At 45.5% G+C, this 15,006-nt stretch carries 8 protein-coding genes and 1 pseudogene; 6 read left to right on the top strand and 3 right to left on the bottom strand.

What is annotated here, in order from left to right; translation table 11 throughout:
- Positions 1–188: 188 nt before the first annotated feature.
- Positions 189–1,109 carry a hypothetical protein gene (locus ACVA53_RS10050; protein WP_446504995.1) on the top strand — a complete coding sequence of 307 codons (921 nt, stop codon included), beginning with the start codon at positions 189–191 and terminating at the stop codon, positions 1,107–1,109.
- Positions 1,110–1,400: 291 nt separating this feature from the next.
- Positions 1,401–4,448, top strand: a complete 3,048-nt coding sequence (locus ACVA53_RS10045; RefSeq protein ID WP_446504994.1) for a response regulator — start codon at positions 1,401–1,403, stop codon at positions 4,446–4,448.
- Positions 4,449–4,543: 95 nt separating this feature from the next.
- Here ACVA53_RS10045 and ACVA53_RS10040 read toward each other — a convergent pair.
- The 3 genes and pseudogenes from ACVA53_RS10040 to ACVA53_RS10030 form a co-directional block, all read right to left on the bottom strand.
- A pseudogene (locus ACVA53_RS10040) lies at positions 4,544–5,089 on the bottom strand (multidrug transporter); the annotation flags it as partial.
- A 79-nt stretch (positions 5,090–5,168) separates the two neighbouring features.
- Positions 5,169–10,295 carry a beta strand repeat-containing protein gene (locus tag ACVA53_RS10035; RefSeq protein WP_255041442.1) on the bottom strand — a complete coding sequence of 1,709 codons (5,127 nt, stop codon included), beginning with the start codon at positions 10,293–10,295 and terminating at the stop codon, positions 5,169–5,171.
- 258 nt (positions 10,296–10,553) lie between these two features.
- Positions 10,554–11,483 carry a hypothetical protein gene (locus ACVA53_RS10030; protein ID WP_255041443.1) on the bottom strand — a complete coding sequence of 310 codons (930 nt, stop codon included), beginning with the start codon at positions 11,481–11,483 and terminating at the stop codon, positions 10,554–10,556.
- A gap of 311 nt (positions 11,484–11,794) precedes the next feature.
- Here ACVA53_RS10030 and ACVA53_RS10025 point away from each other — a divergent pair, with 311 nt between their 5' ends.
- From ACVA53_RS10025 to ACVA53_RS10010, 4 genes are read left to right on the top strand one after another with little or no spacing between them, the layout of a single operon-like run.
- Positions 11,795–13,054 (top strand): PP2C family protein-serine/threonine phosphatase, encoded by a 1,260-nt coding sequence (locus ACVA53_RS10025; RefSeq protein ID WP_255041444.1) that lies wholly within the window; start codon positions 11,795–11,797, stop codon positions 13,052–13,054.
- Complete coding sequence (locus ACVA53_RS10020) at positions 13,006–13,338, top strand: STAS domain-containing protein (protein ID WP_255041446.1); 333 nt, start codon at positions 13,006–13,008, stop codon at positions 13,336–13,338. Before ACVA53_RS10025 ends, ACVA53_RS10020 begins: the two co-directional genes overlap by 49 nt.
- An 11-nt stretch (positions 13,339–13,349) precedes the next feature.
- Positions 13,350–14,531 carry a sugar phosphate nucleotidyltransferase gene (locus ACVA53_RS10015; protein WP_446504993.1) on the top strand — a complete coding sequence of 394 codons (1,182 nt, stop codon included), beginning with the start codon at positions 13,350–13,352 and terminating at the stop codon, positions 14,529–14,531.
- 18 nt (positions 14,532–14,549) lie between these two features.
- Positions 14,550–14,999: an ATP-binding protein gene (locus tag ACVA53_RS10010; protein WP_255041449.1), complete on the top strand. Its 450-nt coding sequence runs from the start codon at positions 14,550–14,552 to the stop codon at positions 14,997–14,999.
- Positions 15,000–15,006 lie beyond the last annotated feature (7 nt).

Here is a 15,006-nt window from a genome sequence, read left to right as displayed (position 1 = left end):
TTTGATCGCAGGCATTTTGTTGGGGTATGTCTTGGGCCCCATTGGTGCATTGCTGATGTATATGAGCAAGGATAGAAGACATGTTACCTGCCCATCATGCCATGCTGAGATAAACAAGCGGTCATATATCTGTCCCAAGTGTCATGTGAAGGTTGGGGTTAACGTAACGGCGGTACAAGAGGGATGATATGAAAAGAAGGAAAAATAGAGCCAGCGCAATGCCATCACCATTGGTTCAAGCCGAGAAACAATCCCTTTTCTCCCAGCGAAGAGTTGTGGCCCTAGCTGGCATTATCGTAACGGTGTTGCTCGCACAGGTGGGATACTTTTATTGGCAATATAGCCAGGGGAGAATGGATTACCTATCGGTACAGCGACAGTTCGATGACTATGAGCAGCAGTTACTGGATAAGCAATTGTTGAATGATGAATTCCAGCGGCAGCTTGTGTCCAAACAAGTGCAACTACAAGAGCAGCAGAAGGTGATCGATAAGCTGGATGAAAGTTTGGTTGTGTTGGATGAAAAATATGTTTATTTAAAACAAGAGATTAGTACTGTCAGTACCATTCTTGTTGATAAAAATAGTGAAATTGCAGATCTTGAGCAGCAGTATGCTGACTCTCAAACAGCGCTGAAGAAGAAAAACTCACAGCTTTATAGTTTACAGCGGCGTTTTGATCGTGACGTGAACAGTGCAATTGCCAAAGAGCGCCGGCAGTTGACAGAATCCCAATTGATGGTGGACCAAGAGCTTGCTCAACTCCAATCTCAAGAGGCTGAAATAAGTGCCAAGATCTCGGATGTCGATGAGTGGGAAAGAAAGCGCGAAGAGTTTGAGAAACTGTATACAAGTTCAGCGCTTGAAAAACAGAATGAAGAGCGGGTGAACAACTTAATGGATCAATTTAATGATCTGCGTGTTGATCTGGATGTCGTCAATGAATGTGATAAAGATTATTTGTATCGTTACAATGAAGCAAAAAGTTTGCTTAATCACATTAGAACGTTTATTCAGAAATATGAAATGCGCGAAGAGTTTTATTATTACGTGATTTCAAATGACAGTACGATTCATTCGCAAAACCGTAAGTTGTGTGTGGTTGATTAGGTAGCGTTAGTCATATCAAATAAATTAATCTCAGGCAGTGTTGACAAGCTTTAACATATTATGTGTATGAAAAATAATAGCTTGGCAATATGTATATGCGTGATGAGGTGATAATTATGATACGTAGTTCACATAAGTGATGTAATTTATCTCAAACGTATAAAATTTAGTTGGATGGGATTTTCTTATCCTAACATTAGTATGCACATATAATAATTTCAGGATGAAACCGTGTTTAGTCAGTGTTGGAATAGGCTGCTTATAAAGCACAAATTGTTTTTGCTGGTGGCAATGCCATTATGCTTATCGTTATTTTTAGTTAATCGACAGCTCACGCACATTAACCTCCAAGTTACCTCGTTAGAAAAAGCTCAGTATGCGGTACATTTTTTAGAGGGACTGTCGCAGTACCATTTCTCGAATAGACTCGCCATTATTGAAAATGAAGAGCAAGAGAATAGTACAGTGGCGAGTGATATTCGAGTTGATATAGCACAGCTATTTGATAGCGGTGAAAGCGCCAAGACGGTTAACCTATTGCTCGATAGTTATATCGCCAATATAACAGAAATAAAGGGTGTCCAAGATGGGGAAGAGTTACTTGACCTCATTGAATGGCAAGTCGATATTTACCGGCAATTACTGTTAGAAGTTGAAAAAATACATTATACCGAACTGCTTGAGTCGGTAGATAACCATTTACGGGCCCTGTATCAGCTCGAGTGGCTGATGTTCTGGTCACAGGAAGAGGGTTGGTTCAGTCAATGGTTGCTCTCGGCTGAAAACCAGAGTAGCTCTCGAAGCACTGCTGATATATTGAATGAAATACGTTTGTTGGCGCAGAACCAGCAACTGTTTCTTAATCGATTCCTCGCGATCAATGCCGATCAAAGCCAAGTTAATCTGCTGCTAGAAACATTTTCCGATCCGGTATTCCAGCAAAGCACTAACTTCCGAGTTCAACTGCTGACTAGTGAAAATATTAACGAATTTTCAGCACAAGAGATGGTGGCAGGGACAGAAGCGCTCAATGCGCGTCTTGTAAAATTACAGTCGGTTGGCCAACAAATTCAAGATCAGGTCCGTCTAGAGATTGTGCAGTCTATCATCACGTTTAAGAAACAGAAAAACCTGTTTATCGCGCTTAGCTTCTCGTTGTTCTTCATTGTGCTGATGATAGGTATTAGTTTGACTATGAGGATCACGGGTAATCTCAAGCTGGTACTTAAGTTCTTGAGCGTTAAGAGCAGCACTGATTCCAATGTGAATGTGACGGTGAACGGTAAAGATGAACTGAGCACTTTTGCCACCGAAGTAAAGCGGTTAACACTTGATAGGCTTGAACAACGTGAAAAATTGATCAGGGCGAAAGAAGAAGCAGATACAGCTAGGAATGTGGCCGTACAAGCTAGCAAAGCGAAAAGTAGTTTCCTTGCCAATATGTCGCATGAGATCAGAACGCCGCTTAATGGGGTTATTGGTATTTCTGAAGTGCTTGCCGACACACAACTGACGGCGACTCAGAAAGACTATGTCAATACTATCGAAACGTCATCTCATCTGTTGTTGAGCCTGATTAACGATATCCTCGATTTTTCGAAAATTGAATCCGGTATGTTACATATCAGCGCCCATTCCACGGCGATACGTGAAACCATTTATGATATTGCAGCTATCGTGGCACCGAAAGTTAAAGAAAAAGGCATTAATTTAGAGGTGAATATTGACCAGCATGTGCCTAGCCGTGTCGTCATCGATGATCACCGTATTCGACAGGTGTTGATGAATTTTATGTCTAATGCCGTGAAATTTACTGATACAGGGACGGTATCTATTGGTATTAAATGTTTGGGTAGAGAAGACGGTGTAACGCAATTAATGTTTGAGGTATCTGATTCTGGTATTGGAATTGATGAAGACAGGCAGGCGAGCATTTTTGAACCCTTTACTCAAGAAGATGAATCGACAACTCGTCAGTTTGGTGGGACTGGATTAGGGCTTGCAATCAGTGTCCAGCTTATTGAAATGATGGGAGGGAAGATTGCTCTGGATTCGACTAAAGGGCTGGGGAGCCGATTTTATTTCACACTGTCTCTTCCCGTTGATGAAAAACAGAATGAACAGGAAGACCGATATCAAGATGCAGAGGTTATTTTACTTGGTTCAGATGCATTGAAAATGTCACGGATAACCAGAGAGCTGGCGTTCTTCGGCATTGATGTCAACACTCGACTTGAGGCGCCATCAAAACTTGCGCTGGCTGCGGAAGATAACAAACAAGTGGTGATAATCAGCGAGAATAACCAAGTGCCGTTGAGTGAACTTATCGAGATGGTTGAAGAGCTTAAAAGTGAGCATCGGACACTGTGCCTGATTAGGAACATGAATAGCGAGGCGGTTGATTTTGGTAACCGTATCGATTCGCTACTCACGTACCCATTACTTGGTCATCGTTTGCTGAAAGCTTTCCAACATTGCTATGAACTGACGGTCGGTAGCCAACGTCAAGCTGACGCATCAAGCCACCAGAAACAAGTACCGCATGTGTTGCTGGTGGAAGATAACCTGGTTAACCAGAAGGTCGCCTCTCTCCACCTCCAGAAGGCTGGATGTACCTATGATATTGCGAATAATGGCCAAGAAGCGGTTGAACTGTTCACTTGCGGTAATTCATACAGTTTCGTGTTGATGGACTGCATGATGCCTGTCATGGATGGGCTTCAGGCAACAGAAGAAATACGCGCTTACGAAAAGGCGAATGAGTTGGGAAGAACTCCGATTCTTGCTTTGACGGCCAGCGTTGTTGATGACGATATACAAGCATGCTTTGATGTGGGAATGGATGATTATATTCCGAAACCTTTTAAGTCTCAGGTTTTACATGACAAAATTGCAGATATTGTTTCTATCAAACCATCTCAGCAGATCCTAGGTTCACAGGGAAAGGGGCAGAAAGAGGTACCTACCGTTAAGCGTGTCTTGCTTGTGGAAGATAACTTGGTAAACCAGAAAGTGGCATCACTTCATCTTAAGAAGGCTGGCTATGAATATGATATTGCGAATAATGGCCAAGAAGCCGTCGATATGTTCTCATCTGACCGTACTTTCGCACTTATTCTAATGGATTGTATGATGCCGATAAAAGATGGCTTTGAAGCAACGAAAGAAATCAGAGAATTTGAAGTACAACGCCAACTGACGAAAATCCCCATCATCGCCCTAACGGCCAGTGTGGTCGATGATGATATCCAGGCGTGTTTCGATGCTGGAATGGATGCTTATGTCCCCAAACCTGTAAGAAGGGACAAGCTGCTCCATGAGATGGAGAGCTTAATTTAACTGCATATCAATATAATGAAGCAGTTCTAACGTTGAAAAAACCGACAGTTGCCCTGAGGTTGTCGGTTTTATTTTGTGTACTTGAGCATAAAGTATTATTGCCACATAACCAGTATGGCTGCTAAAGAAAGCAGTAACAGTGCCAAAACTTCCTTGGGTTTAATACGCTGACCTAGCCAGAAAAACGATATGAAAATCATAAAAATGATTTCAACTTGTCCAAGTGTTTTTACGTACGGAACCGCTTGTAGTGACATGGCACTGAACCATCCCAGAGAACCAATAACACTGGTTAAACTCGTCATGATGACGAGTTTAGGGCGTGTAAACAACGCGACCAATGTGTGACGTTCTTTAACTAACAAGTAAGCTGTTATTAGCAGGGTCTGAAGTAGTATAACTAAGAACAGCACCCAGGCAGCATTGAATGGAAAGGGTAAACCTAAGCTTAAGCTTGCTTCTCGTATCCATAATGAAGTCAGGGCAAAGGCAGAGCTGCAAGCCAGCCCAAGCAAAAGCGTTTTCAGAGAAAGGCTTCGCCAACCTGAAGGGCAGCTCAGTAGCAAAATACCGAGGGTACCTAGCAATACGCCTATCCAACCGGTAAAGGTTAATACCGTACCGAAAAAGAGTACGCCCAGTTCTTTGAGTATAAAAAGAGACCCCGGCAATACCGGGGTCTGAATTAAACATTATTGGAATGGTTAGTAGCTCAATAGTCTAGAGCTCAGAGCCATTGAAGCTGATTTCGTCGCTCTCGTTATCACTCCAGATAGTGACCTCTTTACCCTCGTCATTGGAGAAGGTATAGCCCTGAAGTGATGCTGTATCGATATTGCTGGCTTCGTAGGCCGCACGAAGGTCTGCTGACATCTCAGGTGCCTCGGTGGCCATTTCCCAACCGTACCCTTCAAGATCCAACTTACCCGCACCGGTACAGACAAATTGACTATTACTTGTATCGTCTGCCGTGTTATTGGCAAGGATTTTATCGAGACCGACTTTGAGCTCTGCATCTGATGCATCGACGACAACGGCTTCAAGTTCTTGGTATGCCGTTGCGGTCATATCGATGATTTGACCATCACCAGCGCTACCGACTTGTAGCAAGTCAAAGCCTTCACCACCACTGAAGTGGACGCTGACACCATCGGTATTGTCGATATCTTCTTTGTCGAACACCAGAATATCGTTACCACTACCTGCATACAGCTGGTCGAGGCCCGCACCGCCGTCTAAGATGTCATCGCCTTCTTGACCAAACAGAATGTCATCACCAGTGCCGCCATCAAGCTTATCGTTGCCGATACCACCATCAAGGTTATCGTTGTTGCTTCCACCTAGCAGGGTATCATTACCTTCACCACCTGAGAGGGTATCGTTACCTCCGTCACCGATGAGCTTATCGTCACCTTCGGCACCAAACAAAGTATCGTTACCGCCATCGCCATCGAGGGTATCGTTACCCGTTTCACCAAAGAGGGTGTCATCGTTACCGCCGCCTCGAAGCGTATCGGCACCATCGCCACCGTAGAGGGTATCGTCTCCGCTATCTCCCTTCATGAAGTCATTACCGGCCTCGCCACGTAGCAAATCGTTACCTGCGCCTCCGTACATGGCGTCGTTGCCTTCGCCGCCTTCAAGGACGTCGTTGCCTGACTCGCCATAAAGTTTATCGCTTCCGAGCCCTCCTTTCAGTACGTCATCGCCACTACCGGCCTTGAGGGTATCGTTGCCTTCACCGCCTTCTAGGGTATCGATGCCGCCACCGGTAGTAATGCTGTCATTACCTAGACCACCGATAACCTTATTATCACCATCTCCAGCGTTGATGTTGTCGTTACCATCGCCACCTCCAATGACATCATGACCAGAGCCAGCAACAATCACGTCGTCACCTTCACCACCATCGATCACATTGTTGCCTTCGCCTGCATCAATGGTGTCATTCCCGGTGTTACCCTGGATATTGTCATCGCCTGCGAACGTTTCAATTTTATCGTCATCACTGCCACCATCGACAGTGTCGTTTCCAGTACCACCGTAAATAGTATCTTGGCCAGCACCACCTGAGAGAGTGTTGCTGCCTGCTGTTCCGTGAAGTTCATCATCTCCTTCACCGCCGATTAGGGTGTCGTTACCTTCGCCTGCGAAAAGCTTGTCATTACCAAGGCCGCCGCTGATGTGGTCATTACCCTCACCGCCGACCAAGGTATCAGCCCCTTCACCGCCGGAAAGGGTATCATTACCTTCGCCGCCTTCAAGAAGGTCGTCACCGGCACCACCGGATAAATTATCATTACCCGCCGCGCCATACATAGTGTCGTTGCCGCTGCCAGCTGTTGCTGTGTCATTGCCTGCGCCGCCGAATAGGGTGTTGGTTCCCTCACCAAGTTCAATCGTGTTGTTACCATTTTCACCGTAGACAGTATCATCACCAGCACCGGCATCAATACGGTCATTACCTTCACCTGCGTAAAGGGTATCGGCACCACCGCCACCGGTGATGGTATCATCGTCAGCACCACCATAAAGGGTATCGCTGGCTTCACTACCAATGAGGGTGTCGTCACCTTCGCCACCATAAATTTGATGGCTACCACCAGTTGCAGCGGTAAGCGTATCGTTGCCACCTTCACCAAGAACGGTATCAGTGCCATCATCGGTAATGGTATCGTCACCATCACCACCGGCTAGGTAGTCGGCACCTGCACCCCCAATCAGCGTATCGTTACCTGCGCCACCGAACACGCTATCATCACCGTCGCCGGCATCGATAATATCGTTACCTGCACCGGCATCAATGTGATCAGAACCCGCCCCTGCATTAATGGTGTCAGCACCTGCACCAGCGAAGATCTGATCATCTCCTGTACCTGTTGTAATGCTATCGGCATCAATACCGCCGTATACAGTGTCATTGCCTTCGCCAGTATTGATAGTGTTGGCGCCTGACTCACCGTAAACGGTGTCGTCACCTGCTCCGGCATCAATCGTATCGGCCCCAGCACCTGCATAGATGATGTCATCACCGGCATTAGCCATGATGGTGTCGTCACCTGCACCGCCTCCGAGGATATCACTGTCATCGCCACTGATGAGGGTATCGTTACCGTCTTCGCCGTAAAGCTCAGATACACCTGTTCCGCCGTCTAAGATGTCGTTACCTGTGCCACCGATCAGTACATCTTTACCGGCACCCCCTGAAATAACGTCGTCACCTGCATCACCTAAGATAACGTCATCACCTTCCCCAGCGGTGATAGCATCGTTGCCACTGCCAGCTTCTACATAATCATTGCCGATACCTGTATCAATTTTGTCATCACCATCACCGGCAAGAACGGTATCGTTACCTTCGCCAGTGTTGATGTCATCTTCATCGATGCCGCCGTAGACAGTATCAGCGCCATCACCGGTGGTAATGGTATTCTGACCAGCATCACCGAATACGGTGTCGTCCCCTGTACCGGTATCGATTACATCGTTACCAGCGCCTGCAAATACCGTGTCGTTACCAGCGTTGGAGGTGATGGTGTCATTACCTTCGCCGCCACTAAGAAGGTCGTTGTCGTCAGCGCTAAGTAGGGTGTCGTCTCCGTCATCGCCATATAGCTCAGAGACACCTGTGCCACCGTCGAGTACATCGTCACCCGCACCGCCGACTAAAATATCTTTGCCGTCTTCACCAAGCAGGATGTCATCACCGGTACCACCGACTAATATATCGTCGCCGGTGCCACCAGAGACTTTATCATCACCGGTACCAGCCAGTAGGATGTCATTGCCTTCGCCCCCGGACAGTTCATCGTTGCCCGCAGCGCCTTCGAGGGTATCATTACCTTTATTGCCGATTAGCACATCGCTGTCTGCTCCGCCGTGAAGGTAATCATTTTCATCAGAACCCGTTAGCGTATCTTCGCCCTGGCCGCCATAAAGGGTTGAGGCATTAAGGCCAGCGTTGATGGTATCGTTACCCGCTTCACCAAAGAGTTCGTTATTGCCACTGACACCTTCGATAACATCATCGCCATCGCCGGCGTAGACTTTATCGCTGCCTGTACCGGCGTTGATGGTATCATTACCTGCTCCGGTAAAGACCTCATCATTACCCGCACCAGCTTGAATGTTATCGGCACCCGTCCCCGCGAAAATATCATCGTCACCACTGCCGGCTGCTACCGTGTTGTCGCCATCGCCGGCGTAAACAATGTTGTGGCCTTCACCTGCATCTATTTGGTCATTTCCGTCTTCGGCATAAACAGTATCGTTGTCAGCACCTGTGCTAATAACATTATTACCCGTGCCTGCATACACTGTATCGTGGCCATCACCGGTGTCGATGGTGTCGTTACCGGCATCGGCATAAACGGTATCATCACCGGCACCTGTTGTAATTTGGTTATTCCCAGCTTCACCGAAGATGGTGTCGTTACCTTCGCCACCGTCGATGATGTCATTACCGTCTCCGGCATAAACGAAGTCATCACCGGCGCCGGCGTTGATGATGTCGTCGCCTTCATTCGCGTGTAGATTATCGCTGCCAGTACCGCCATCGAGTACATCGCTGCCTTCACCGCCGAATAAGCTATCGTGGCCTTCACCACCAACTAGAACATCGTTACCAATACCACCATAGATTTCATCATCGCCAGTACCGCCATCAAGATTATCGTCACCGACTTCACCGAAGAGCTTGTCATTACCTTCACCACCAGTCAGGGTATCGTTATCATCACCACCGAGAAGAAGGTCATTATCCGCACCACCATCGATAATATCGTCACCGGTGCCCCCCATGATAAAGTCATCACCAGCCCCCCCAGAGAGCTTATCAATACCGGCATCACCATGGATTTCATCTTTGCCTTCATCGCCAGAGATGACATCTTCACCCTGACCACCGAACAGTTTGTCGTCACCAGTACCACCAGAGAGGACGTCATTACCATCATCACCAACGAGGATATCGGCACCGGCTCCGCCTTCGAGAGTGTCATCGCCTAATTCGCCAAGCAGGGTGTCATCACCGTCACCACCATAGAGGGTGTCGTCGCCATCACTCCCCAGTAAGGTGTCATTGCCTTCATCACCATAAAGGACGTCATCGCCGCTACCCCCGATCAATACATCATCGCCAGTGCCACCGTGAAGTGTATCGTCGTTGATATCGCCATCTAAAAAGTCATTGCCTTCGTCACCGAAAATAGTGTCGGAGCCCTGTTGGCCAAAAATAGTATCGTCGCCGCTGCCACCACTAATGGTGTCGTCATAGATGTTGTTGGCGATCACTTCGACAGTGTCGATATCAGAAACAGGATTACCATCGGGATCAACAAGCTCTAAAGATATCAACTCGTCAGAGCTGAATTTGTCACTGTTATAGGTGTATTCCAACACAATTTCACCGGATTCAGTGACCGTAGCTGGAACCTTGTCGACCACGGTACCACTACTATCAACAAGTTGGATAAATACGGCATCGTACGCCTGGCTGGTTGTGAATTTTGCGTTGATTGAGCCAGAGTTATCAACTAAATAGTTACCCAAACGGACACTGTGTGTGATGGTCTCTTCTGGCTCATCAGATGCAGTATACTGGTAAACAGTTTGCGCATTCCCCCAGTTATCATCAGTAGCAGGCTCCGCAGGAGGTTCTTCTCCATACTGCACGTCACCAAATATGGTGTCAGCTCCTTCGTTACCAGAAAGCTTATCGCTGCCTTCACCACCAACAACAAAGTCGTCACCGCCTTTTGCTTCCACTTCATCACTACCGGAAAGTACATCGATGCTGTCATCGCTTTCTGTTCCAGTTACTTTGTCGTCGTACTTAGTCCCTTCCATACTAACCTCACTGTGAATATTGGTAACTCGGTAATAGTTAATCTTTGTACGGCATGATGCATGCCAACTTATTGCTCATACCCATACTAGAAAGTTGATGATATTTAACTGGCTGTTTTTAAATGCAAAAATAGTTTAAGAAAATGAAGTTGTTATGCATTCGAATTTATATTGTGCTGTAACATCAAGAATAGACGGATTTGTAGGCATTGCTGTATTGATTTTTGCAATGTGCAGCTGCAGATTGCGAAATGTGATTTAGAAAGAGAATGAGTAAGCGATAGTGATTGAGCCGTCTTTGAAGCGGCCTGTATCTTCAGCACGATCAGAGGAATTCCAACGGTTACCAGAATAGTTGTTGTATTGAATGGTTATGGTTCCAGGTCGCCAGTCAAAGTAGCCAAAGCCATAGGTGTAATCAGGGTTCCAAGGCTGTTTTTGCGAACTATCAAAGTAATAAAAGGCTGTACCGTTGATATACCAATTGCCAAAAATGGAGTACTTACAACCCAGGCTAAGGGTTTGGTGTCCCGTCATATAAGAGGTGGTGGCGAGGTCGAAATACTCAGGTGTGTAATTAAAGTCAAGTTGACAGCCAATGGCACCTTCATCGGTAAACGTTAGCCAGCTTTTGACCGGATCCACGACCGGAAACTTCCAGCCCAATGACCAGGTTCCCTGATTAAAGTTGGTGATAGGCTGTTCGTCGGTTGCTTTAAAGCGGTTACCCCCGTAATTGGCGTACATTAGGCTGAAGGTATAAGGACGCCAGTCACTGTAACCAAAGACATAGGTGAAGTCGGGATTCCAAGGCTGTTTTTGTTCACTATCCCAATAGTAATAGAGGGTACCGGAGACAAACCAGTTGCCTAAAATGGTGTATTTGAGTGAAAGGGTCGTGGTCATGTTGGTATTGGCAGGCCCATTGGTTGCGTTGGTCGGGATATTAGCCGCTGGTGTTTCCAGTAAGGGATAGCCGAAACCAAGGTTGCCACTCAAACCATGCAAAAATGACTTGTCTTTGTTTGCTTCCCATTCTTCGAAAGGGAGATCGAATGAGCTTGAGACTCCTTTCCAAATTAAATCCGCTTCTGATGGATCTTTGTCTTCTTCAAATGCTGGGATTTTACTTGAAGGTGTCAGCGAAGGAGAGGAGGGGCCGGGGGCATGCTTGCGCGTTTCACTCATATACTCATCACCCTCGCAGGGCACAGCAAGGCATAGAGAAAAAATTATTAAACTAAAACAACGCAAGCCCATCATCCTTGTGTGCCTATGTATGATCAACCACTAGTAGTGGCCCTTTTTATATGTAAAGTAAATATATTACGAGTAAATATTTGAGGTAACGAACAGAAAAAACACATTTTTTTGTTGTGTCTAATAAACCTTACTAGAATGTAGTTGTACATAAAAGTTATTGCATATCAGTTTTGCTTGTAAAAATTATTGTGCAACAATATGTTTATGCTTGGGTGGCATCATTTGCGGGTGACGTAATGAAGAAAATCTTATTGGTTGATGATAACAGAACCATGCTTCTATTCACGGATAAAGTCTTATCCAAGCGCGGGTTTGAAGTTATTACAGCCAGTGATGGTATGCATGCTTTGCAAGTGCTGGAGGAGCGTCCAGATATTCAATTTGTGCTGAGTGATTGGATGATGCCTGAAATGGACGGCATTGAATTGTGTTCAAGGGTGAAATCAGCAGATTACGGACGTTACCTGTTTTTCATGTTGTTGTCTGGTAAGGATGACAAAGAGTCGATAGTGAGTGGTATTAATGCCGGTGCTGATGACTTTGTTGTGAAAGACACCCATGTTGATGAGTTGGTTGCTCGTATTCAAGCTGGGTTCCGAACGCTGGCACTGCACAATGAAATAACAAGTAAAAATGATGCCTTAGACAGTGCTTACGCCACCATGAAAAAAGATTTGGAATCGGCTGGTGAGCTATTGAAGAGGTTATTGCCGACAGAAAAGTCCATGTCAGGTGTTGAGCTGAGTTATGTCTCTATACCCAGTGCGCAAATCGGTGGGGATATGCTGGGCTACATGAACTTAGATGAAGAACATGTAGCCCTTTACCTATTAGACGTCGCAGGGCATGGGGTTTCATCGGCTTTGTTATCATTTTCGGTACAGCAGAGCATTGCTGTGAGTTCTGGGCATAGCTCGATAGTGAAAACGGCAATTAAAGATCCGCCCTATTACCGGATAAACCAGCCCCATGAGGTATTAAAGCGCCTAAATGATCAATATCTCAGTGATGAGCAGAATTTACTGTATTTCACCATGGTCTATGCCGTGTTGAATATAAAAACCGGAAAGATGGCGTTTTCCAGTGCCGGCCATCCGCCTTTGGTTTGGCTGCATTCTCAGCGTGCAGATGCTGAATTTATTGGCCAAGAAAGTTTTGTTGTTGGGGCTTTTGACTTTGTTGAATACGAAACCTCCTATATTCAGCTAGAGCCGGGCGATAAAGTGTGGATGTATTCCGACGGGATCACTGAAGCGGAAAAAGGCAGTGAAATGTTTTCGGAAGAAGGTTTTCGAAAGGCGGTGGTTCAATTGAATGAACAGCCAACCACGTTACAAACAGAGTTGTTAGTGAACAGTGTTAGAGATTGGCAGCAGGCTGAGCAGTTTGATGATGATGTCAGCGTGCTTGTTGTTGAATGGAAAGGTAATCCAGAAAGGGAGCAGCTATGCAATATGAAACTATCAACCAAGGTCAATGCACAATTCTTCAAGTAAAAGAAGAGCGCTTTGATGCGAAATTAGCACCAAGTTTCAGGGATGTGGTCGAGAAACTGTCGGAGGATATTGGTAGCCATCTCGTACTGGATTTATCCGAAGTCCGTTTTATGGATAGCAGCGGCTTGGGTGCTGTAATGGCTGTTTATAAAATGCTGCGTGGTAAAAAAATCAGCGTAGTCAATCCACAGCGTGCCGTTAAAGAACTACTGAAGTTAACACGTATGGACAAGCTGATCACCAGTTACGATACCGTTGAAGATGCCGTCGCGACTATGGCGTAAAGGAGTATGGTATGAAAGGAATGATCCTCGCCGCAGGGAAAGGAACACGGGTTAGACCGATTACCCAGATAATCCCTAAACCGATGATCCCTATACTGGGCAAGCCGGTTATGGAATCTATGATTCAGCTTTTTGCCGCCCATGGCATTGATAAAATTGTTGTTAATACTAGCCACTTGGCTGAAGTGATTGAGAATTACTTTGGTGATGGGCATCATTTTAATGTCCAGCTTTCATTTTCTTATGAAGGTGAAATTGTAGATGGCAATTTTGTCAGTAAGGCTCTGGGCTCTGCGGGGGGCATGAGGAAGATTCAGGATTTTTCTGGCTTTTTTAATGAAACCTTCGTTGTTGTGTGTGGGGATGCATGGATTGATCTGGATTTGACCGAAGCAGTAAGGCGCCATAAGCAAAATGGCGGTATTTCGACTATCGTGACACGTGATGTCGATTTGGAAGAGGTATCTAAATACGGTGTGGTTGTTACCGATAATTACGGAAAGGTAACGAGTTTCCAAGAAAAACCGTCAGTAGAAGAAGCGCTATCGACGCAAATTAACACGGGTATTTATATCTTTGAACCAGCCATTTTCGATTTTATTCCTGCTGAACAGGAGTACGATATTGGAAGTGAACTCTTCCCTAAATTGGTCGAAAAAAATGTAGATTTCTTTGCAACCAGTATGGAATTTCAGTGGCTAGATGTTGGTAATATCAGTGATATATGGACGGTAACCAGTGACATCATGAAAGGCAAGGTACCGGGTTACCCCATACCGGGTACACAAGTCAAGCCGGGAGTATGGGTCGGAATTAATACTGTATTTGATTTCGATAGTTGCAATATTACGCCTCCAATTATTATTAGTAGCGGGTGTGAAATTCAACCCGGGTCAACGATTGAAGGCCCTGTTGTGATTGGTGCAAATAGTAAAGTGGAATCGGGCGCAATTATCAAACAGAGTTTGGTGAGTGAATACATCCATGTCGCGTCAGCAGCCTTTGTTGAAGATAAAACAGTGTTTGGTGACTACTTCATTAGCCATGATGGGTACACACAATCGTTAAGTGAGTTGAACGCTGTAAATATACTCAATGACAGGCGTCAAGTGCAGCCAATGATGGGCGCGATAGGCAGTATTTCTACGTATGTACCCTCTGCACCCGATGAAGAGGAACAGATTCTTAACTAGTTAAGTGGGGCTTACCTGATGGATTTAGTCACTGAGCGGTTTAGTAAGCAATACAGTAGTTCTCCAGATGTATCCCGTGATATTGCTGATGATATGCAGCAATATCTGCGGAGTAATCAAGTTTCACAAGAGGTTATAGATCAAGTTGAGCTATGTCTTGTCGAAGTGGTTAATAATGCGTATGAGCATGCTTATCAGTATTCGGATAAATTACCGATAGAATGTTCATGCTTTTTTAACTCGGATAATGAATTGGTCTTTGAAGTGTCAGATTATGGAAAGTCGATGACCAAAGATGAGTTTAACCGAGTTGTTAATGGTGAGTTTATTGAACCGGACCCAGAAGATCCTGAAACTTGGACGACATCGGGGCGAGGGTTCATTATTGTTGTGCAGCTAACTGATGATCTTGAATATATTCAAAGTGGTAATAAAAATACCTTTAAAATTTTAAAACGCGCGAAATAATAACGTC

This window comes from Photobacterium sp. DNB23_23_1, from assembly GCF_052873815.1.
This window is presented reverse-complemented; position numbering and strand designations above follow the sequence as displayed.